This window comes from Neobacillus drentensis (assembly GCF_036965425.1).
GTDB lineage: Bacteria > Bacillota > Bacilli > Bacillales > Cytobacillaceae > Neobacillus > Neobacillus drentensis_F.
Window position 1 is genome coordinate 15699 of sequence record NZ_JBALPP010000033.1, and the last position, 22549, is coordinate 38247.

At 40.3% G+C, this 22549-nt stretch carries 22 protein-coding genes and 1 riboswitch; of the genes, 19 read left to right on the forward strand and 3 right to left on the reverse strand.

All coding sequences use genetic code 11. The annotated features are described in order from the left end of the window. Positions 1-221: 221 nt before the first annotated feature. The gene (locus V7161_RS08395; RefSeq protein ID WP_335444008.1) at positions 222-533 is read left to right on the forward strand and encodes a nuclease-related domain-containing protein; all 312 of its coding nucleotides are present in this window, start codon (positions 222-224) and stop codon (positions 531-533) included. Further along, complete coding sequence (locus V7161_RS08400) at positions 533-949, forward strand: hypothetical protein (protein WP_335444010.1); 417 nt, start codon at positions 533-535, stop codon at positions 947-949. The genes V7161_RS08395 and V7161_RS08400 overlap by 1 nt, the downstream gene beginning before the upstream one ends. 272 nt (positions 950-1221) lie before the next feature. On the opposite strand, the gene V7161_RS08405 is transcribed toward V7161_RS08400, so the two are convergent. Together V7161_RS08405 and rnhC are read right to left on the reverse strand one after the other, a co-directional pair. Continuing rightward, the gene (locus V7161_RS08405) at positions 1222-1512 is read right to left on the reverse strand and encodes a 4a-hydroxytetrahydrobiopterin dehydratase (RefSeq protein WP_335444013.1); all 291 of its coding nucleotides are present in this window, start codon (positions 1510-1512) and stop codon (positions 1222-1224) included. A 52-nt stretch (positions 1513-1564) separates the two neighbouring features. Continuing rightward, complete coding sequence (rnhC, locus tag V7161_RS08410; protein ID WP_420491596.1) at positions 1565-2497, reverse strand: ribonuclease HIII; 933 nt, start codon at positions 2495-2497, stop codon at positions 1565-1567. Positions 2498-2781: 284 nt separating this feature from the next. Between rnhC and zapA the strand changes: the two genes are divergently transcribed. The 13 genes from zapA to V7161_RS08475 all read left to right on the forward strand — a co-directional run bounded on the left by zapA (position 2782) and on the right by V7161_RS08475 (position 17635). Beyond that, positions 2782-3042 carry a cell division protein ZapA gene (gene zapA / locus V7161_RS08415; RefSeq protein ID WP_335444014.1) on the forward strand — a complete coding sequence of 87 codons (261 nt, stop codon included), beginning with the start codon at positions 2782-2784 and terminating at the stop codon, positions 3040-3042. Between the two features lie 5 nt (positions 3043-3047). Then, positions 3048-3569: a CvpA family protein gene (locus tag V7161_RS08420; protein ID WP_223591062.1), complete on the forward strand. Its 522-nt coding sequence runs from the start codon at positions 3048-3050 to the stop codon at positions 3567-3569. A 94-nt stretch (positions 3570-3663) separates the two neighbouring features. Next, entirely contained in the window at positions 3664-5379 is a 1716-nt protein-coding gene (gene polX / locus V7161_RS08425; protein WP_335444016.1) for a DNA polymerase/3'-5' exonuclease PolX, read from the forward strand. Between the two features lie 187 nt (positions 5380-5566). Next, the gene (locus tag V7161_RS08430; protein WP_335444019.1) at positions 5567-7924 is read left to right on the forward strand and encodes an endonuclease MutS2; all 2358 of its coding nucleotides are present in this window, start codon (positions 5567-5569) and stop codon (positions 7922-7924) included. 18 nt (positions 7925-7942) lie between these two features. Further along, positions 7943-8350, forward strand: coding sequence for a DUF350 domain-containing protein (locus tag V7161_RS08435; RefSeq protein ID WP_335444021.1), 408 nt, complete (start codon positions 7943-7945; stop codon positions 8348-8350). Between the two features lie 232 nt (positions 8351-8582). Beyond that, positions 8583-10289 carry an AMP-binding protein gene (locus tag V7161_RS08440; RefSeq protein ID WP_335444270.1) on the forward strand — a complete coding sequence of 569 codons (1707 nt, stop codon included), beginning with the start codon at positions 8583-8585 and terminating at the stop codon, positions 10287-10289. Positions 10290-10464: 175 nt separating this feature from the next. After that, complete coding sequence (locus V7161_RS08445) at positions 10465-11049, forward strand: TetR/AcrR family transcriptional regulator (RefSeq protein WP_289987926.1); 585 nt, start codon at positions 10465-10467, stop codon at positions 11047-11049. Positions 11050-11070: 21 nt separating this feature from the next. Continuing rightward, on the forward strand, positions 11071-11844 hold the full coding sequence (locus tag V7161_RS08450; protein WP_335444023.1) for an enoyl-CoA hydratase: 774 nt from the start codon (positions 11071-11073) through the stop codon (positions 11842-11844). Positions 11845-11960: 116 nt separating this feature from the next. Beyond that, a complete protein-coding gene (locus V7161_RS08455; protein ID WP_223591068.1) occupies positions 11961-12734 on the forward strand; it encodes an electron transfer flavoprotein subunit beta/FixA family protein in 774 nt (257 codons plus the stop codon). A gap of 39 nt (positions 12735-12773) precedes the next feature. After that, entirely contained in the window at positions 12774-13751 is a 978-nt protein-coding gene (locus V7161_RS08460; protein ID WP_335444026.1) for an electron transfer flavoprotein subunit alpha/FixB family protein, read from the forward strand. Positions 13752-13872: 121 nt separating this feature from the next. Next, positions 13873-14187 carry a thioredoxin gene (trxA, locus tag V7161_RS08465; protein ID WP_335444028.1) on the forward strand — a complete coding sequence of 105 codons (315 nt, stop codon included), beginning with the start codon at positions 13873-13875 and terminating at the stop codon, positions 14185-14187. A gap of 97 nt (positions 14188-14284) precedes the next feature. After that, positions 14285-16057, forward strand: a complete 1773-nt coding sequence (gene uvrC, locus V7161_RS08470) for an excinuclease ABC subunit UvrC (RefSeq protein WP_335444030.1) — start codon at positions 14285-14287, stop codon at positions 16055-16057. 70 nt (positions 16058-16127) lie between these two features. Continuing rightward, positions 16128-16305, forward strand: a riboswitch (Lysine riboswitch). A 112-nt stretch (positions 16306-16417) separates the two neighbouring features. Beyond that, entirely contained in the window at positions 16418-17635 is a 1218-nt protein-coding gene (locus V7161_RS08475) for an aspartate kinase (protein ID WP_335444032.1), read from the forward strand. Positions 17636-17677: 42 nt separating this feature from the next. Here the strand turns inward: V7161_RS08475 and V7161_RS08480 are convergent, their stop codons facing one another. Then, the gene (locus tag V7161_RS08480; RefSeq protein ID WP_335444035.1) at positions 17678-18130 is read right to left on the reverse strand and encodes a YslB family protein; all 453 of its coding nucleotides are present in this window, start codon (positions 18128-18130) and stop codon (positions 17678-17680) included. Positions 18131-18579: 449 nt separating this feature from the next. On the opposite strand from V7161_RS08480, the gene V7161_RS08485 reads away from it, so the two are divergent. The 4 genes from V7161_RS08485 (at position 18580) to V7161_RS08500 (ending at position 22485) form a co-directional block, all read left to right on the forward strand. Next, positions 18580-19188: a succinate dehydrogenase cytochrome b558 subunit gene (locus tag V7161_RS08485; protein ID WP_335444037.1), complete on the forward strand. Its 609-nt coding sequence runs from the start codon at positions 18580-18582 to the stop codon at positions 19186-19188. A 62-nt stretch (positions 19189-19250) separates the two neighbouring features. Beyond that, positions 19251-21002: a succinate dehydrogenase flavoprotein subunit gene (sdhA, locus tag V7161_RS08490; protein ID WP_289987946.1), complete on the forward strand. Its 1752-nt coding sequence runs from the start codon at positions 19251-19253 to the stop codon at positions 21000-21002. A gap of 20 nt (positions 21003-21022) precedes the next feature. After that, positions 21023-21784, forward strand: coding sequence for a succinate dehydrogenase iron-sulfur subunit (gene sdhB, locus V7161_RS08495; RefSeq protein WP_223591076.1), 762 nt, complete (start codon positions 21023-21025; stop codon positions 21782-21784). A gap of 119 nt (positions 21785-21903) precedes the next feature. Further along, complete coding sequence (locus V7161_RS08500) at positions 21904-22485, forward strand: class D sortase (RefSeq protein ID WP_335444039.1); 582 nt, start codon at positions 21904-21906, stop codon at positions 22483-22485. The last annotated feature ends 64 nt before the right edge of the window (positions 22486-22549 follow it).

Genomic DNA, 22549 nt, shown 5'->3' on the forward strand with positions numbered 1-22549 from the left:
TTTTTAAATTCGCCGATAAAACGGTAAATTCGCCGATAAACCCTGCGGATTCGCCGATAAACTTGAAAATTCGCCGAAAAAACCTGAAAATTCGCCGATAAAACTAATAAAAGAGCCGATAAAATAATTAGACAAAAATTGTTAACAAATTTCGGCAAAATCCGGCAAGTATTTCTGCCTATTTTAAGAATTTTATTCGTAACATGAAAGGAGTGATAAGTTTGATCATTAAAAAAAGGACAATTCCATTAGTAATTTTAATTTTAGAGGCATTATGCCGGCGTCTCCTTCCGATTGACAAGTATATGATACTCCACGATTTAAATCTTCCCGATGGTGACTCCAACTGCCAAATTGATACCCTTCTCCTCACACCTGAATTCGCTCTAATTGTTGAAGTGAAAAATATGGCTGGTAAGTTAATTTTTGATACCGAAAACGAGCAATTCACTCAAATTAACAATGACAAGGAAAAAGGTTACCAGATCCAATTGCTCAAGTGGAAAGGCATAAAGAGTACATACATAAACTAATGGCTGAACATAAGTTTCCACAGGTTCCCATTGATTACCTTGTTGTTATTAGTAATAACTATTCTTCTTATGACATTACAGGAAAAACCGCTTTTAAAGTCAAACCGCGCGTATGTAAGGCAGATGCTTTTACTAACAAAATTCAGTTTTTCGAAAAGATGTATACGAATCCCCTTCTCATTGCAAAAGACCTCCGAAAACTTGGCCGCCTTTTTGTAAAAATCAATACAATCCCGACGAACTATATTTTAACCAAATATGAAATCAAAAAGGAAGATATTATAACCGGTGTATTTGGCCCTAATTGTAATCAACATGCTCCTCTTATTCGAAAAAAACAGAAATGGTATTGTCCATTTTGCGACCCTTTTTCAAAGGATGCACATTTAAAGGCCCTTAAGGACTTCATTCTGTAAATCTTAATTATTCAGGAACAAAAAAGGGTAGAGTGTACTTTCCAAAGGAAGACTTTTTGATGGTAGGATAATATTCGCCGATAAATCCATAAAATTCGCCGATAAAATAAAAGAGTGATTTTTTAATATGTTTTTTTAAGCCATTTTTGTCTTTTTTAACACCAAAAGCTCAATTTAAGAAGAATCTTATTGCGAAAAATTATAAAAAAACCTCAAAAAAGGCAGCCCCATCACCAAAATCTCGGGGCTGCCTCCCATATTCTCGCATAAAATTAAATTTTCCCATAAATTTCATCATAATTCCGAGCCAATGCCACATCCAAGTCTGTCAATCCCCCGGCATTCCAGGAAGTTAACCTTAATGTTACTAATTTATAGTCAATCGCGATAAAAGGGTGATGATTCTTTTCTTCAGAGAGAGAAGCGATCTCATTCACGAACGTCACACCTTTTAAAAATTCCTGAAAGCGATACTTTTTGACAATAAATTTTCCTTCTAATTTCCAGCCAGTTAATCCGGCTACAGATTCATTAATCTCAGTTTCATCTAGTCTCCTAACCACCTAAATCCCCCCATTTGATTTTTACCTCATATTTTATTCTTCAAAGAAGAAGTTAACGCTTCTTATTAACAATTGCCATAGCTTTTTCCGTATTTGCAAAATGCAGCTTTACATACGATGGCAGCACCTCACGCCCTTTACTCAAAATAAGCTTTGCGGCGGCTACATCTACCTGAGCCCCGGCACCCTTCGGAATCTTAAAACCGGCTGCCTCACTCAGCTTATCAATATATTGAATAAACGCATATCGGGCAAGAATGCTTGCCGCTGCAACCGCCAAGTGAATGCCTTCCGCCTTGGTGCTAAAATAAACGTTTTCCTTCGCTACCTCTTTTTGACCTTTAACATGCTGAAAATAGGTGCCAGCCTGAACAAATTGGTCAATTAGAATCGCTTCTGGTTTTTCCGGAGAAATCTTACCCAACACATTTAAAATCGCCTGATTATGTAGAATGGCCTTCATTTTCCCCTGCGACATCCCCTTTTGCTGCACCTGATTATATTTTTCATTTTTCAGCGTCATCAAGCTGAAGGGGATAACATCTTTGATAACCTTAGCAATTTCTATGATTTTTTCATCGTTTAAATCCTTGGAATCCCTGACACCCAATTCTTTTAATAAAGGAATATGTTCTTTTTTTACATAGGCGGCAACAACAGTAATCGGGCCGAAAAAGTCTCCAGTACCTACTTCATCAGAGCCGATAACAGACATCTCCCCAATGCCTGCTGGAAGGTCTCCTTTCGCAGCTGATTTTCCTTTAGAAGAAACAGGAGCTGGATTTCCACCCCATCTGCCAGCCTCTGTTTCACTAGCATTTCCTTGGAATAGTACCTTTCCAGATTTGTAAGCGGTGATCATGCAGGAAGGGGTTTTCGCCGCAAACACACTCCCAGGAGGTAATTTATCAACCAGATGCATGCTATAATAGCTTTTCATTTCCAAAATCTCTTTCATTCCAACATTAATGACTACATTACCCAAATAAAAGCACCACATTTCTATTAAATATATCTTTTGCCAAGGCTCTTTTCGTAAACTTTGCTGCTTTTGGTACTTAATAAGGTTCATTTACTAAGTTTCTAGGCAATTTTCGCAAGGGTCCGTACGTAAAAATGCCACGACGCTTCTGGATATACGGGTTAATAAACCTTTACGAAAAACAACAATTTATGCGAAAATAGCTTTTGCCAATTGGTTTAACTTTTCCACTTATATCTGTTCGTGTTATGATATAGTGTAGGATTCTTTGAATGGAGGCATTTGCGTTGTCAAATACAGAAAAAAATCGAACAACCGTAGATATTTACGGACAACGGTACGTTATAGTAGGTACGGAAAGCTCCGGCCACGTAAAATATGTAGCATCATTGGTAGATGACAAAATGCGGGAAATCAGCTCCAAGAATCCTTTATTAGATGCAAGCAAGCTTGCCGTTTTAACTGCCGTCAATGCAGTGAATGATTATTTAAAAATCAAAGACGAGCTGGAACGGCTGCAAGCAGGACTACAAAAAGAAAAGGACTAAGAATCATGTTGGATTTAGCCATTTTATTATTTCTTATTATCGGATTTTTTGTTGGCCTAAAAAGAGGCTTTATCATGCAGTTTGTTCATATTGCAGGCTTTATTATTGCATACATCGTCGCCTATTTATACTATGGTGAGCTAGCACCAAAGCTAACACTTTGGGTTCCGTATCCGAACTTTGGTGAAGGGACGACTTTAAAAATTCTAACCGACTCCAGCAATGCGGAAACTGCCTTTTACCGTACCATCGCATTTGTGATAATCTTTTTTGCCGTAAAAATATTGTTCCAAATCATTGGTTCGATGCTCGACTTTATTGCCCATCTTCCTATTTTAAGACAGTTAAATATTTGGGCAGGGGGAATTTTAGGCTTTTTAGAAATCTATTTAATTATTTTCATTGTATTATATATTGCAGCCTTAATTCCAATGGAACTTTTGCAAAATCCTCTAAACAATTCATTTTTGGCAAACGCGATTGTGAATCATACACCGATTCTTTCACAGCAAATTAAAGGCTTGTAGATTGAATAAACTGCAGCACGAACTTCTCTGTAGCAGAGAAGTTTTTCTTTATGTTGAAAAAAAGGTTAAAATGTACTCAAGGCAGGTGGATTTTATGGAAGTAAACAAAAAAGAAATCATTCGTTTATTAGAAATGATTGCGATTTATATGGAATTAAAAGGCGAAAATACGTTTAAGGTTTCGGCCTTTCGAAAAGCAGCAAATGCCTTGGAAACCGATGAACGAAGCTTAACAGAAATTGAGGACTTTACATCGATTTCGGGAATCGGCAAGGGTACTGCCGCTGTGATTGATGAATACATAAAAGAGGGTTCCTCCTCTGTTTTAAAAGAGCTTAAAGAGGAAGTTCCGGCCGGACTGATTCCGCTGCTTCAGCTACCGGGTCTTGGCGGGAAAAAGATCGCTAAACTCTATCAAGAGCTTGGAATCGAGGATGTCACAAGTCTAAAAGAGGCATGCGAGGCAGGAAAGGTTCAAAGTCTCGCCGGGTTTGGCAAAAAAACGGAAGAAAAAATCTTAAGTGCCATTGCTAATGTTGGCTCAAGACCGGAACGGCTTCCGCTTGCCTATATGCTCCCAGTGGCCGAGCAAATTGAGGAAAGACTTTCGCAAATGACTGACATAGATAGATTCTCAAGGGCCGGCAGCCTACGCAGAATGCGGGAAACGATAAAGGACCTTGATTTTATAATCGGAACCCAAAATCCAGAATCAGTTCGACAGCATTTGCTAGAATTGCCTTATATAAAAGAGGTCATTGGCGCGGGGGACACGAAGGTATCCGTAGTATTTGAACTAGAATATGATGTTTCCGCTGATTTTCGTTTGGTAAAACCCGAGGAATTTATCACTACCCTGCACCACTTTACAGGCTCAAAAGATCATAATGTCCGAATGAGACAGCTTGCTAAAGAACGCGGCGAAAAAATTAGTGAATACGGTGTGGAAAACGTAGAAACAGGAGAAATCCTCACATTCTCATCCGAAGAAGAATTTTTCAAGCATTTCGATCTTCCGTTTATTCCACCGGAAGTTAGAGAGGACGGCAAGGAAGTCGAAACCTTTTCACACAATCATGAGTTAATCGAACTCGAGGATATTAAAGGCGATCTTCATATGCATTCCACATGGAGCGATGGTGCACACACGATTGAAGAAATGGCTGAAGCCTGTCGCGAGAGAGGCTATCAATATATGGCGATAACGGACCACTCGCAATATTTAAAAGTAGCGAATGGGCTGACGCCTGAAAGATTATGGAAGCAGAAAGAAGAAATTAAGAAATTAAATGAAAAGTATGATGATTTTCTCATTCTATCAGGTGTCGAGATGGATATTCTACCTGATGGTACACTGGACTATGACGATGAACTCCTAGCTGAGATGGATTTTGTCATCGCGTCCATCCATTCTGCTTTTTCCCAGCCGAGGGAAAAAATTATGGAGCGCCTGAAAACAGCCTTAACGAATGCCCATGTCGATTTGATAGCCCATCCGACCGGCAGAAAAATTGGCCGCCGTGAAGGTTATGATGTGGATATCGATATGCTGATTGAGCTGGCTAAAGAAACGAACACAGCGTTAGAATTAAATGCGAACCCTAACCGGCTCGACCTGGCAGCCGAATACTTAAGAAAAGCCCAAGATGCAGGTGTTAAACTCCTCATTAATACTGATGCCCATATGGTCGATACATTAAAGCATATGGCAATCGGCGTATCAGCTGCTAAAAAGGGCTGGATAAAAAAATCATCGGTGATCAATGCCCTTGATAGAAATGACCTGCTAGAGTTTTTGCATAATAGATAAGGCTCTTTTCGTAAACTTTGCTGCTTTTGGAACTTATTAAGGGTCATTTAAAAAGTTTCTAGGCAATTTTCACAAATGTTCTTACGAAAAGATGCTACGAAAAATCTAGTTTTACGGGTTGATAAACTTATACGAAAAACAACAATCTTTGCGAAAATAGCCATAGATAAAAAGGAGGCTCGACCTCATGAAAGAAAGAGTTTTAAAAGTATTAGAATTCACCAAGGTGAGGGAGCAGCTTATAGAACATGCTGCGTCTTCACTTGGTAAAGAGAAAATAAAGCACTTAGTGCCGTCAACTGATTTTGAAGAAGTAGTTAAGCTTCAGGCGGAAACGGATGAAGCGGCCACCGTTTTTCGGATTAAAGGAAATGTCCCGTTATCCGGGATACATGATATTCGTGCCCATATCAAACGCTCCGTCATTGGCGGTGTTTTAAGCCCGCATGAGTTAGTGCAAGTCGCGAGCACGATTCACGCCAGCAGGCAAATGAAGCGATTCATTGAGGAAATCGCAGAAGAACGAACGGAAATTCCGATTTTATTAGGGCAAGTGGACAGAATCATCCCGCTGACGAACCTTGAACAAGCGATTAAATATGCCATCGATGAAAGCGGCGAAGTTCTAGATGGTGCCAGTGAGTTGTTACGGTCATTAAGGCATCAGCTTCGAGCAAATGAAGCACGGGTACGCGAAAAATTAGAAAGCATGATTCGATCTTCAAGTGCGCAAAAGATGCTGTCCGATGCGATTATCACGATCCGGAATGACCGTTTTGTTATCCCTGTAAAGCAGGAATACCGCGGCCACTATGGCGGAATTATCCATGACCAAAGCTCATCAGGACAAACGCTGTTCATCGAACCGCAGGTGATTGTTCAGCTAAATAATCAGCTGCAAGACATACGCGTCAAGGAACAGCTTGAAATTGAACGAATTCTGACGGAGTTATCTGCGAAAACGGCTGAACATGAAAGCGAGCTTCAAGTAATCGTAAAGGTTCTCGCTAATTTAGATTTTATTTTTGCCAAGGCTAGGTACGGGAAAAAAATAAAAGCCACCATGCCCAACATGAATCATGAGGGAAGAATCTCATTATTTAAAGCGAGACATCCGTTAATTCCAATCGACGAAGTAGTGGCGAATGACATCATGCTCGGGAAAGATTTTACGACCATAGTTATTACGGGTCCGAACACTGGAGGTAAAACGGTCACGTTAAAAACACTTGGCTTATGTTCTCTCATGGCCCAGGCAGGACTGCAGGTTCCCGCGCAGGACGGATCGGAGCTTGCCGTTTTTGACGCTGTTTATGCCGATATTGGCGACGAACAGTCAATTGAGCAGAGCTTAAGTACGTTTTCCTCCCATATGGTGAACATTGTCGATATCTTAAATAAAGTGGATTTTAATAGTCTTGTTTTGTTTGACGAGCTTGGAGCAGGAACCGACCCTCAGGAAGGGGCGGCACTCGCCATCTCCATCCTCGATGAAGTTCATAGAAGGGGAGCAAGAGTCATTGCCACCACCCATTACCCGGAATTAAAAGCTTATGGATATAACCGTGAGGGAGTTCTCAATGCCAGTGTCGAGTTTAATGTCGAGACATTAAGCCCAACCTATAAACTCCTTTTAGGTGTACCGGGAAGAAGTAATGCATTTGAAATTTCTAAGAGACTTGGTCTTAATGACCGGGTAATCCAGGCCGCGCGCTCGCATGTCAGTGAGGATACGAACCAAATTGATAAAATGATCGCCTCCTTGGAGGAGAGCAAGCGCAGAGCTGAAATCGAGCAGCAGGAAGCACGCGATTATTTAAAGCAAGCGGAAAAGCTTCATCAGGATTTACAAAAGCAAATGATGGAGTTTTATGAGAAAAAAGACTCGATGCTGGAAAAAGCGGCTGAAAAAGCCGGAGAGATTGTGGAAGAAGCAAAAAGTGAAGCAGACAAGGTTATTCGCGACCTTCGAAAAATGAGAACAGAAAAGCATGCCGAAATAAAAGAGCATGAATTAATTGATGCCAAACGCCGCCTCGAAGGAGCGGCACCGGAAATAAAGAAATCTGAAAAACTCATCAATAAGAAAACGAAAAAGGTTTCCTACATGCCTGGGGATGAAGTAAAGGTGCTGACCTTTGATCAAAAAGGCATCCTGGTCGAAAAAGTGACGGACAACGAATGGCAGGTCCAAATTGGCATTTTAAAGATGAAAGTGAAAGAAAAGGACATGGAATATTTGGGGACTCCGGAACAAGTAGAAACACGTCCGATGGCTATTGTAAAAGGCAGGGACTCCCATGTTAAACTAGAATTGGACCTGCGTGGTGAAAGATATGAGGATGCCCTCCTAAAGGTAGAGAAATACATTGATGATGCCCTCTTGGCAAGTTATCCCCGCGTATCCATTATCCATGGTAAGGGTACGGGAGCATTAAGGCAGGGGGTTCAAGAATATTTAAGGAACCATCGTTCTGTTAAGAAAATCCGCTTTGGAGAAGCCGGAGAAGGCGGGTCAGGCGTCACCGTCGTTGAATTTAAATAATGTCCGGGGAGAATGGCAATGGACCAGTTTTGGGAAAACGAGTATATTCAAATAGCTGCTTATTATAGTGTAGTCATTTTGTGTATGATTGTCTTTTTAGCCATTTTTGAGGCTGTAACGAAATACAAAAATTGGGAAGAAATCAAAAAGGGGAATGTCGCCGTGGCAATGGCTACGGGAGGGAAAATATTTGGCGTTGCCAATATTTTTCGTCACACGATTGAACACAACTCTTCCGTGCTGACAATGGTTGGCTGGGGTGTTTTCGGTTTTGTTTTGCTATTGGCCGGCTATTTTATCTTTGAATTTTTAACACCCAAATTTAAAATTGACGACGAAATCCAAAATGATAACCGGGCGGTTGGTTTGATTTCGATGATCATTTCGATTGGATTGTCGTATGTGATTGGTGCAGGAATTTCGTAAGGGGAGAATGAACAGTGGAGACATTAGCTAAGGTACTTCTCGGGTTATGCGGCTTGTTTTTGCTAATCGGTGTCATATATCTTGTTTTCTTTTAATTAAAATCATCGCTGAACAAGTTTCAGCGGTGATTTTTTTTGGGCCTGCCTTCAATTGTTAATTGTGAGTCACTGTATTATAATAGAATAAGAAATGAGAATATTTTTAATTATTTTTTCAAAGAAGGAGGTTTATTATTGTGGAGTCCAAACCATGGCTGGCTCTTTATCCAAAGGAAATTCCTGCCACTATTGCATACTCCTCAGAATCCGTACAAACATATTTAGTCAATGCTGCCGAGCATTATCCAGAAAAGATTGCCATTCATTTTATGGGGAAAGATATGACCTATAAACAGCTTTATGATGATGCCCTTAAATTTGCCTGTTACCTCCAGGAGAAACTTGGTATTACAAAAAGTGACCGAGTTGCGATCATGCTGCCCAATACTCCTCAGGCAGTTATTTGTTATTTCGGTATATTAATGGCTGGTGGAATCGTCGTTCAAACTAACCCGCTATATACAGAGCGAGAGCTGGAATATCAAATGAAAGATTCCGGTGCTAAAGCAATCATCACCCTAGACATCCTCTATCCACGCGTTTCAAAGGTAATGCCGCAAACGGATTTGCAGCATATTATTGTAACCGCCATCAAAGACTATCTCCCATTTCCAAAAAATCTCGTTTATCCTTTCATCCAGAAAAAACAATATGGAATTGTCGTCAATGTTAAGCATGAAGGAAGCACCCACCTGCTTACGGAAATTTTAAAAATGAAGCCCAAAAAACTTACCAGCTATGAGGTGAATGTAGAAGAGGACTTGGCTTTACTGCAATATACAGGCGGAACGACTGGTTCACCGAAGGGGGTCATGCTGACCCACAAAAATTTAATTACGAATACAACCATGAGCGAGAAATGGATATATAAGTGCAAACCTGGGGAAGAAAGTCTTCTGGCCATTGTACCGTTTTTCCATGTTTATGGAATGACTGTATGTATGTTATTATCCATCAAAATGGCCTGTAAATTGATTTTACTTCCTAAATTTGATGCACTGACAACGTTAAAAACGATTCAAAAACAGCGGCCGACCCTTTTTCCTGGAGCTCCAACCATTTACATCGGTTTATTAAACCATCCTGATTTAAAAAAATATGATTTATCGTCCATTGCAGCTTGCATCAGCGGGTCAGCCCCGCTTCCGCTGGAAGTACAGGAGAACTTCGAGAAGGTTACAGGAGGAAAACTGGTTGAAGGTTATGGTTTGTCAGAAGCATCCCCGGTTACCCACTCCAACTTCTTGTGGGACGTTGAAAGGGTAAAGGGCAGCATAGGTGTCCCATATCCTGATACGGATGCAAAAGTTGTTTCCACGGATACCGGTGAACCAATGCAAATAAAGGAAATTGGCGAAATCGTCATCAAAGGTCCCCAAATAATGAAAGGCTACTGGAACCGTCCTGAAGAAACAGCCGAAGTCTTGAAGGATGGCTGGCTCTATACTGGCGATCTTGGCTATATGGATGAACAAGGCTATTTTTATGTTGTCGACCGCAAAAAAGATATGATAATCGCTGGCGGGTATAATATTTATCCTCGTGAGATCGAAGAAGTGTTGTATGAGCACCCGGATGTAATCGAAGCGGTTGCTGCTGGAATATCTGACCCATATCGCGGGGAAACCGTTAAGGCTTATATTGTTTTAAAAGAAGGTTCAAAGGTTACCCCTGAAGAAATGAACCAATTCGCCAGAAAATTTTTAGCAGCCTATAAAGCGCCACGCTTGTATGAATTTAGAAAAGAATTGCCAAAATCGGCAGTTGGAAAAATTTTAAGAAGGATGCTGGTGGAGGAAGAGAAGCAAAAAATAGAAGAAGAAAATAAAAAGCAAGCTTAGAAGTATTTTTTTTTGAAAGTTAAGGCTTGTCTAAAAATAATCACAAGAAGTCTATTCAGTAGTTCTTGACAGAAGTACATATAAAAATTATTATTAAAATATGAATGATGATTCATTCATATTTTTCTTTTTACTTACTTAGAGTATAACAGTTTTCTTCAAAGGGGGGATAGCATTGAAAAAAAGCAAGCCAAAGTATATGCAAATCATTGATGCAGCAGTCATCGCCATTGCTGAAAATGGCTACCACCAAACGCAGGTTTCAAAAATTGCGAAACAGGCAGGAGTGGCTGACGGCACCATTTATCTCTATTTCAAAAACAAGGAAGATATCCTTATCTCTCTCTTTGAAGAAAAAATGGGTTATTTCGTTGAAAAAATAGAAGAAAAAATTGCAGGAAAAACAACAGCGGCAGAGAAATTATTAATGATGGTAGAAACTCATTTCCAAGCTTTGTCTGATGATCATCACTGGGCAATCGTAACCCAATTGGAATTACGTCAATCCAATAAGGAACTCCGTTTACGTATAAATGATGTTCTTAAAGGCTATTTGCAGGTGATTGATAAGATCCTTATTGAAGGAAAAGAAACTGGAGAGTTTTCAAGCGACCTCGATGTTCGTCTTGCCCGGCAAATGATTTTCGGTACGATTGATGAAACCGTTACATCCTGGGTGATGAATGAGGAAAGGTATGATTTGAAGGCATTAGCAGCCCCAGTCCATCGTCTTTTGATTAATGGCTGCGGAATCCGGTAGTTTAAGTTAGGAGGGGAATTAATGGAATATTTAAAATGGTCTCATGAGGACAGTATTGCTACTATTACTTTGGAACGTCCTCCGGCAAATGCCCTTTCATCAGGTCTATTAAGGGAACTTTCTGCCGTACTGGATGAAATCGAACCAAACCGTGAAATTAGAGCTGTGGTCATTCATGGGGAAGGGCGCTTTTTCTCAGCAGGTGCTGATATTAAAGAATTCACCACAGTAACTTCTTCCGAGGACTTTTCTAAACTGGGACAGTTTGGACAAGATTTGTTTGATCGGATGGAAAAATTCCCAAAACCGATTATTGCGGCGATTCACGGTGCAGCCCTTGGCGGAGGTTTAGAGCTTGCAATGGCTTGTCATATTCGTTACGTCAGTGAAACGGCTAAACTTGGTCTTCCTGAATTGCAATTAGGGTTAATCCCAGGATTCGCAGGTACTCAACGTCTGCCTAAATATGTAGGTGTGGCAAGAGCAGCTGAAATGCTTTTCACATCTGAGCCTATCACTGGATTGGAAGCGGTCCAATATGGCTTAGCAAACCGTGCCTTCCCAGAGAATGAGGTTTTGGAGCAGGCGAATAAATTGGCTAAAAAAATTGCCAAGAAAAGCCCAGGTTCCATTAAAGCAAGTATAGAGCTTTTAAACTATGCTAAAACAGAAGAATTCTATCAAGGTACAAAAAGAGAAGCTGAACTTTTTGGCAAAGTGTTTGTCTCCAATGACGCTAAAGAAGGCATCCAAGCCTTCATTGAAAAAAGAGAACCTCATTTTAGGGGTGAATAGGCTTCCATAATCTTGGGCTTGACCCATCTGGAAGCTTTTAATAAAATTTTTTTGAAGACAATTTTCTTAATCTTTCAAACTGAGCGAATGCTCGAAATTTATCTAGGAGGGTAACCATGAACATTTATGTATTAATGAAAAGAACCTTTGATACTGAAGAAAAAATTGCGATCTCAGGCGGAAAAATCAATGAGGATGGTGCTGAATTTATCATCAATCCTTATGATGAATATGCAATTGAAGAAGCAATCCAAGTTCGCGATGCTAATGGCGGAGAAGTAACGGTTATCTCTGTAGGCAATGAAGAAACAGAAAAGCAATTGCGAACTGCACTTGCGATGGGTGCTGATAAAGCTGTCCTTATTAATACAGAAGACGATGTTGAAAACGGCGATCAATTCACAACTGCAAAAATTCTTGCTGAATACTTAAAGGATAAAAATGCTGATTTAATCCTTGGAGGAAATGTGGCGATTGATGGCGGTTCTGGTCAAGTAGGTCCGCGTGTTGCTGAACTTTTAAATATTCCTTATGTAACAACGATTACAAAGCTTGAAATCGATGGAACAAATGTAACTGTTACGCGTGACGTTGAAGGGGATTCAGAAGTGATTGAAACAAGCCTTCCGCTATTAGTTACAGCGCAGCAAGGTCTAAATGAGCCGCGTTATCCTTCTTTACCAGGTATCATGAAAGCAAAGAAAAAGCCGCTTGATGAATTAGAATTGGATGACCTCGATCTTGAGGAAGATGATGTGGAAGCAAAAACAAAAACAATTGAAATCTACCTGCCAGCGAAAAAAGAAGCAGGGAAGGTATTATCCGGCGATTTGAATGATCAAGTTAAAGAACTGGTTCACCTACTTCATACTGAAGCAAAAGTAATTTAATCGAAATTTCATAAAAATTGTTTGCAGGAGGGAAATGGAATGTCTAGAAAAGTGTTAGTATTAGGAGAAGTTCGTGACGGTTCATTACGTAATGTATCTTTCGAAGCAGTGGCTGCAGCAAAAACGGTTGCAGAGGGCGGAGAAGTTGTTGGTGTTTTAGTTGGCGATGCTGTAAGCGCTTTAGGTGCAGAATTAGTACAATATGGTGCTGACCGCGTAGTGGTTGTGGAAGACGAAAAATTAAAGCAATATACTTCTGATGGTTATGCACAAGCCCTTTTAGCGGTAATTAACCAAGAAAAGCCAGAAGGATTGGTATTTGGTCATACAGCACTTGGAAAAGACCTTTCTCCAAGAATCGCTGGAAAGCTTCAATCGGGTCTTATCTCGGATGCTACTGCTGTTGAAGTGGCTGGCGGCAATGTTGTATTTACAAGACCAATTTATTCAGGTAAAGCATTTGAAAAGAAAATTGTAACGGACGGCTTAATTTTTGCAACTGTACGACCAAATAACATCGCACCTTTAGAAAAGGATGAAAGCAGAAATGGTGACGTTGCTTCCCTATCTGTTGAAATCAAAGACCTTCGTGCGATTATCAAAGAAGTAGTACGTAAAGCAAGTGAAGGTGTTGACCTAAGCGAAGCTAAAGTGGTTATTTCCGGTGGACGTGGTGTGAAGAGTGAAGAAGGCTTTGCCCCGCTTAAAGAATTAGCACAAGTTTTGGGTGGAGCGGTAGGAGCTTCCCGCGGTGCATGTGATGCCGAATATTGCGATTACTCCTTACAAATTGGCCAAACTGGTAAGGTTGTAACTCCTGATCTTTATATTGCTTGCGGAATTTCTGGCGCGATTCAGCACTTAGCTGGTATGTCTAACTCTAAAGTAATCGTTGCGATCAACAAAGACCCTGAAGCAAACATCTTTAAGGTAGCTGATTACGGAATTGTTGGCGACTTATTCGAAGTTGTTCCATTATTAACTGAAGAGTTTAAAAAGCTTAAAGTTCATTCATAATAATAAAGCGAGCGGAATGTTCCGCTCGTTTTTATTAGCGAGTCAGATTATTAGCTTGAGCAAACAAACGATGTTATACTTTCGGTAGTGTTTCATTATTCATTAGGAGGGCAATAAAAAAATGGCTATTTCACATTTAACAGACCAAAACTTCTCGTCTGAAACAGGTTCAGGCCTTGTACTTGTAGATTTCTGGGCACCATGGTGCGGACCTTGCAAAATGATCGCTCCAGTATTAGAAGAACTAGATTTAGATATGGGCGATAAAGTAAAAATCACAAAGCTTGATGTCGATGAAAATCCACAAACAGCTGCTAATTTTGGCGTTATGAGTATTCCAACCCTATTAGTAATCAAAGATGGCGAAGTTGTTGATAAAGTAGTCGGCTTCCAGCCAAAAGACGCATTAGCAAGCGTATTAGAAAAGCACGTTTAAGTTGATTACACCCTTAGTCAGAAATTTTCTGGCTAAGGGTTTTTATTTTTGTTAAAATTTTAAAGATAAATATAAAATGAAGCAAGGAGTGGCCGGAATGAATGAAACCATTAAGCAAAAACTGACACTGCTGCCGGATCAGCCTGGCTGCTACTTAATGAAAGACCGTCAAGGAACTATCATTTATGTGGGGAAAGCCAAAATATTAAAGAACCGGGTCCGCTCTTATTTTACCGGATCACATGACGGAAAAACGCTAAGGCTTGTTCAGGAGATCGAAGACTTCGAATACATTGTCACCTCCTCTAATATAGAAGCACTCATTTTGGAATTAAACCTAATTAAGAAATACGACCCAAAATATAATGTCATGCTTAAGGATGACAAAACCTATCCATTTATCAAGCTGACAGCCGAAAGACATCCGAAACTGATTATCACCAGGAAAGTAAAAAAGGATAAAGGCAAATATTTCGGTCCTTACCCGAATGTTATGGCGGCTAATGAAACGAAGAAGCTGCTTGACCGGATTTATCCTCTCCGTAAATGTGCGACACTTCCCGACCGGGTCTGCTTGTATTACCATCTAGGACAATGCCTGGCACCATGTGTCAATGAGGTTACGGAACAACAGTATAAAGAAATGACTGATGAAATTACCCGCTTTTTAAATGGCGGTTATAAGCAAATTAAAAAAGAATTAACCGAAAAAATGAACTCAGCGGCAGAAGAGCTTGATTTTGAAAGAGCGAAGGATTTCCGTGATAAAATCATCCATATAGAAACAATAATGGAAAAGCAAAAAATCACGATGACCGACTTTACCGACCGCGATGTATTTGGATATGCAGTTGATAAAGGGTGGATGTGCGTTCAGGTCTTTTTTGTGCGCCAAGGGAAGCTAATCGAACGAGACGTATCGATGTTCCCGATTTACAATGAACCAGAGGAAGAAATCCTCACATTCTTAGGACAATTTTACCAGAAGACAAACCATTTCAAACCGAAGGAAATTCTCATTCAGGATGAAGTTGACTTAAATATGGCAGAACAGCTTCTTGAAGTAAAAGTGTTGCAGCCGCAGCGGGGACAAAAAAAGGATCTCGTCAAAATGGCGATCAAAAATGCGAAAATTGCCTTAAATGAAAAGTTCTCTTTGATCGAAAAAGATGAGGAACGAACCATAAAGGCTGTGGAAAACTTAGGGGAACTTCTCGGAATATATACGCCGCACCGCATCGAGGCATTTGATAACTCGAATATCCAAGGAACTGATCCTGTTTCTGCCATGGTTGTGTTTACGGACGGTAAAGCAAATAAACGCGAATACCGCAAATATAAGATTAAGTCAGTAAAAGGTCCTGATGATTATGAATCAATGCGGGAAGTTACTCGAAGAAGGTATTCAAGGGCGTTAAAAGAAGAGCTGCCGCTTCCTGATTTAATTATTATTGATGGTGGCAAGGGGCATGTGGAGGCCGTTAGGGATGTTTTGGAGAACGAGTTAGGGCTCGATATTCCCCTTTCAGGTTTGGTGAAGGACGAAAAGCACCGTACCTCTCAGCTTTTATATGGCAATCCATTAGAAATTGTCCCATTGCAACGGAATAGCCAGGAATTTTATCTGCTTCAAAGAATCCAAGATGAGGTTCACCGATTTGCGATTACCTTCCACCGGCAAATTCGCGGTAAAAGTGCTTTCCAATCCCTGCTCGATGATATTCCGGGGATTGGCGAAAAACGAAAGAAATTATTGCTGAAGCAGTTTGGATCTGTGAAAAAAATGAAGGAAGCTGGACTCGAAGAATTTAGGGCAATTGGAATCCCTAAAGACGTGGCGGAAGAATTAATGAAAAAACTTCAGTCATAAGGATTGTCAGCGTAATATTATCATGCTATAATGAGTGAAAATTTAATTTACTGTCACTTTTACGTACTAAAGTGAAGGTAGAGGTGCGAGCTTCAAGAGTAAAGGTTCTGAGAAGGATGAGCTTCCAGGACGAGCCTTGAAAGGGATTGTTCGCCGAAGTGAAGAAAGTCTCATTTCTTTCTTTGCTGGTCCTGTATTGAATAAATGCCGGATTGTCAAGGCTATTGTCTTGGAGAGCTATCTTACATTGTAGGCGCAAGATTTTTTTGTGTTTATTAAGCAATGAGATATTCTCTCATTGCTTTTTTATTTTTTTCAGGGAAAACTATAGCAATTACTTGAAAGTAGGGGAGAACGAAGATGGGTCTTATTGTCCAAAAATTCGGGGGGACTTCCGTTGGAAGCGTCGAGAGAATTTTAAATGTAGCAGATTGTGTTAGAGAAGAAACAGAGCGTGGAAACAATGTAGTGGTTGTCGTTTCGGCAATGGGGAAATCAACGGACCAGCTCGTCAGCTTGGCAAAGGAAATCTCCGCTCAGCCTAATAAGCGGGAAATGGATATGCTTCTTTCAACCGGGGAGCAGGTGACCATCTCGTTATTGAGTATGGCTTTAAACCAAAAAGGCTTGGAGGCAGTTTCCTATACTGGCTGGCAAGCAGGAATCGTGACAGAACCTGTTCATGGTAATGCAAGGATTTCAAAAATCAATACGCAGGCGATTGAAAGCCAGCTTAATGATGGGAAGGTCGTCATTGTGGCGGGCTTCCAAGGAATTACCGAAGAAGGTGAAATTACCACTCTCGGACGAGGCGGCTCTGACACGACCGCAGTAGCTTTAGCTGCAGCTTTAAAAGCTGATAAGTGTGATATTTATACCGATGTTACCGGAGTATTCACAACGGATCCTAGGTATGTGAAAAATGCACGTAAATTACTATCGGTCTCTTATGATGAAATGCTAGAGCTTGCTAATTTAGGTGCGGGCGTGCTGCACCCTAGAGCGGTGGAATTTGCCAAGAACTATAATGTCCGATTAGAAGTCCGTTCTAGTATGGAGAAAATTGAAGGAACAGTAATTGAGGGGGAAGCTACAATGGAACAAAACTTAGTCGTCCGCGGGGTCGCATTTGAAGATGAAATTACACGAGTAACCGTTTTAGGACTTAAAAATTCTTTAACAAGTCTTTCTACTATTTTTACAACACTTGCACAGAATCACATTAATGTCGATATTATCATTCAAAGTACAACCGAAGCTGGTACAGCCAATTTGTCATTCTCTATCCACACAAACGATTGGGTTGATACGTTAAAAGTCCTAGAAAACAATAAGGCAAGCCTTGGATATGAGCAACTTGATGCCGAGAATAAACTAGCCAAAGTATCAATTGTAGGTTCTGGCATGATTTCCAATCCTGGAGTGGCCGCACAAATGTTTGCAGTGTTAGCTGAGAACAATATTGCTGTTAAAATGGTCAGCACATCTGAGATAAAAGTTTCAGCAGTTGTAGAAGAGAAAAATATGCTGAAAGCGGTAGAAGTATTGCACGACGCATTTGAACTTGGGAATAACTAAAAAATAGTGAAAGGCACCTCAATGGAGTGTGCCTTTCACTATTTAATTTGAATCTTTCTTATCCCATTTGACAGTGAAGCGGACGGTGTTGGATTTTTTGACTGGATGTTCGAAGGTTTCGGCTATGGCTTCCTTTTGCAGCTCGATTTGCTGGGCAAGGAATCCTGCTTCCAGCTGAAAAAAGTTTTCTGCTTTTGATTTGACACGGGACACTAGAAGTGGACTAGATAGTTCGAATTCTATCTCATTTTTATTTTCATGATTGATGGATAACTGTCCCCAGGAAGCATTGGCAAAAAATTCAACCATTTGACCATAATCGGATAAAGGAAATTTACGTGCTAGCCTTTTGCCCGCCCAATATAAAATTTCTGGCGTATCTTTTCCTAAAATCTCTGGCAAAAGAACTTCTCGGATCAGTTCATAACCGAAGGTAGATATGGTTCTTGGTTCTTCAATAGGTTGTTTGAATTCAACGACTGTACTATCTTTCACTTGTTTCCCCTCTTTCTATCATTCTATTATATACAAACTATGTTACAATTCAGTACCGTTTTTATAAAATAGCGCTTACATTTTGAAGGGATTTTTTGTTATATTACGATATTATCGCTCGTTTCCTATCATAATTATCATTTCCTAAAAATTTTATTTTCCAACCGTAAGATGTTGGAAATTTTAATGTAAAAATCTAGATTATTTTTAAAATAAAACCAATCAAAAATGAATACGCTTTCATTGTCTATTATAATATCAATATATAATAAAAACTTTATTTTTTACCAAAGATTTGTGTATCCGGTTTCTTGACGCTCTATGATGATGGGAGTAAAATGGACATGTCACATTATTGTCACAATGGTGCTAGGTTACATATTCTTTAAAAAGGATTGAAGAAAGGAAAGTACTTAACATCATTTTAAAAATTAAAAGGGGGTAAATGTATGGCGAGTAATCGAGAGTTTTTTAATCGGAGATTGCATTCATTGCTGGGAGTTATTCCTATCGGGATCTTTCTCATGCAGCACCTAGTAGTTAACCATTATGCAACAGTGGGAGTCGAGTCTTTCAATAAGGCTGCGAACTTTATGGGGAATCTTCCTTTCCGCTATGTCTTAGAGACAGTAATTATTTATTTACCATTGTTATTTCATGCAATTTATGGGCTTTATATTGCTTTTACTGCCAAAAATAATACTAGCAGATTCGGATTCTTCAGAAACTGGATGTTCATGCTGCAACGTGTCACAGGCGTAATCACGCTGATCTTTATTGCTTGGCATGTATGGGAGACCCGTGTTGCTGCCGCTTTTGGAAATGAAGTTAATTTTCAAATGATGCAGGATATTCTTTCATCACCATTCATGTTTGGATTTTATATTGTTGGGATTATTTCAGCTATTTTCCACTTTGCAAATGGATTATGGTCATTCATGGTTAGCTGGGGCATCACTGTATCGCCACGTTCACAGGTTATTGCTACATATGTGACAATCGTGATTTTCTTAGCACTTTCCTATGTTGGAATTTCGACTTTGTTAGCATTTGTATAATAGTTCACATTTACATTTGATCGGAAAAAATAATTGGATTTTGGATTAAGGGAGTGAGTCAAATGAGTAAAGGTAAGGTAGCCATAGTCGGCGGCGGTTTAGCAGGCTTAATGGCAACAATTAAGGTAGCGGAATCCGGAACACCAGTAGAATTGTTTTCGCTTGTTCCTGTTAAACGCTCTCACTCTGTTTGTGCCCAAGGCGGTATTAATGGAGCAGTAAATACAAAAGGTGAAGGTGACTCCCCGTGGATTCACTTTGACGATACTATTTATGGCGGAGATTTCTTAGCAAACCAGCCGCCTGTTAAGGCAATGTGCGATGCCGCACCTGGAATCATCAATTTATTTGACCGGATGGGAGTTATGTTTAACCGTACTCCTGAAGGACTTTTAGACTTCCGTCGTTTCGGCGGTACACAGCACCACCGTACAGCGTTTGCCGGTGCAACAACTGGCCAGCAGCTTCTTTACGCATTGGACGAGCAGGTTCGCCGTTTTGAAGTAGATGGATTAGTTACCAAGTACGAGGGCTGGGAATTCTTAGGAGCAGTAATCGATGACGAAGGCACTTGCCGCGGACTTGTTGCTCAAGACCTAAAAACAATGGAAATCCGTTCATTTGCCGCTGATGCCGTCATTATGGCATCTGGTGGACCTGGAATTATTTTTGGAAAATCAACGAACTCTGTAATCAACACTGGTTCAGCTGCTTCCATTGTTTATCAGCAAGGTGTTTATTATGCGAACGGTGAAATGATCCAAATTCATCCTACCGCTATTCCTGGCGATGACAAGCTTCGCCTTATGAGTGAATCAGCACGTGGTGAAGGCGGTCGAGTTTGGACTTATAAAGATGGTAAGCCATGGTACTTCCTAGAGGAAAAATATCCTGCTTACGGAAACCTTGTACCACGTGATATCGCAACACGTGAAATTTTTGATGTGTGTGTAAATCAAAAATTGGGAGTTAACGGCGAAAATACAGTTTTCCTTGATCTTTCCCACAAGGATCCACACGAATTGGATATTAAACTAGGCGGAATCATCGAGATTTATGAAAAATTCATGGGTGATAATCCACGTAAAGTACCGATGAAAATTTTCCCTGCGGTTCACTATTCAATGGGCGGCTTATGGGTTGATTACGATCAAATGACTAATATCAAAGGTCTATTTGCAGCAGGTGAGTGTGATTATTCACAGCACGGTGCTAACCGTCTAGGAGCAAACTCTTTACTTTCCGCGGTTTACGGCGGAATGGTTGCAGGACCAAATGCAGTTAAATATATCAATGGACTAGAAAAGAGTTCCGATGCTGTTTCTTCCTCAGTCTTTGACCGTCATGTAAAAGAACAGGAAGATAAGTGGAATTCAATCATGTCATTAAATGGAACGGAAAATGCTTACGTTCTTCATAAAGAGCTTGGTGAATGGATGACAGATAACGTAACGGTTGTTCGTTACAATGACAAGCTGTTAAAAACAGATGAAAAGATTCAAGAGCTCATGGAGCGCTACCAAAAAATTAACATTAATGATACATCTAAATGGAGCAACCAAGGGGCAGCCTTTACACGTCAATTACAAAACATGCTGCAAATGGCTCGTGTTATCACTCTTGGTGCTTACAATCGTAATGAAAGCCGCGGTGCTCATTACAAGCCAGAATTCCCAGAGCGTAATGATGATGAATTTATGAAAACAACAATGGCTAAATTTGTTGATTCTAATTCTGCTCCAGCTTTCCATTATGAGGACATCGATGTATCCTTGATTAAGCCACGGAAGCGCGATTACACTACAAAGCATTAATGAAAGGGGAGTAGGAATAAATGTCTGAGAAAAAAATGGTAAAATTTATTATTCAACGTCAGGATAGCGAAAATGCCGCTCCGTATGAGGAGACTTTTGAAGTTCCTTATCGTCCGAATATGAACGTTATTTCTGCGTTAATGGAAATTCGTAAAAATCCTGTCGATGCCAGTGGAAAAGCTACTACCCCAATCACTTGGGATATGAACTGTTTAGAGGAAGTTTGCGGTGCTTGTTCAATGGTTATCAATGGCAAGCCGCGCCAATCCTGTTCCGCTCTTGTTGATCAATTGGAACAGCCAATCCGTTTAGCACCGATGAAAACATTCCCTGTTGTTCGTGACCTTCAGGTTGACCGCAGCAGAATGTTTGATGCTTTAAAGAAAGTAAAAGCTTGGATTCCAATCGATGGAACTTATGACTTAGGTCCTGGACCACGTATGCCAGAAAATAAGCGTCAGTGGGCCTATGAGCTTTCAAAATGTATGACATGCGGTGTATGTCTAGAGGCGTGTCCGAATGTAAACAGCAAATCCAACTTTATCGGTGCACAGCCATTATCTCAGGTTCGTCTATTCAACGCTCATCCAACAGGAGCAATGAATAAGGCTGAGCGTTTAGAAGCGATTATGGGTGACGGTGGACTTGTAAACTGTGGTAACTCACAAAACTGTGTTCAATCCTGCCCGAAAGGTATTCCATTGACTACTTCCATTGCAGCATTGAACCGTGATACAACGATTCAATCATTCAGAAGATTCTTCGGAAGCGACCATCAATAATTTTTTCTTACTAACCTTCTTTTCAATTTTGAAAAGAAGGTTTTTCTGTTTTTAAGCTTGAAATCTTTGCTATACTTGTAAATATGAAAATACCTTTTAAAAAAGGCAGGTACCCTAACGTGAAAGCTAAGTTTCCGCTGTTCATCATTTTTATTGGTCTCGTTCTTTTAGGCATCGGTGCCTGGCAATATATTGATGTAAATCTCCAAACGAAAGCTTCTCTAAAAGAGGCTAAAGAGATGGTGCTCGATCAGCCTGCCAATGCAAAAGTGCAGCAGCAAAAACATGAAGCGCCTAAGATGGGGGAAACGGCCGGTCTTTTAGTCATCCCCAAAATTAAAGCAGAGCTAGCGATCGTGGAGGGCACCGACCCGGATGATCTTGAAAAAGGTGTCGGCCATTATAAGGGCTCATTTTTTCCCGGAGATAAGGGGCAAATTGTATTATCTGGGCACAGGGACACCGTATTCCGCCGCTTAGGTGAATTGAAAATTGGCGACTCCCTGAAAATGCAAATGCCCTACGGGAACTATACCTATGAAATTACCCATACCAAAATTGTTAAATCCAATGACACCAGCATCATTACCTTGCAGCACGAAAAGGAAGAATTGATTCTCACAACCTGTTACCCTTTTAGATACGTAGGGAATGCTCCGAAACGGTATATTATTTATGCGAAGTTGAAAAAGCTTAATTAATTAATGGTCATTGCCCGAATTGAGGGGAAAAGTCTTAGTGAGGGTAATGAAAAGGTGTTTCATT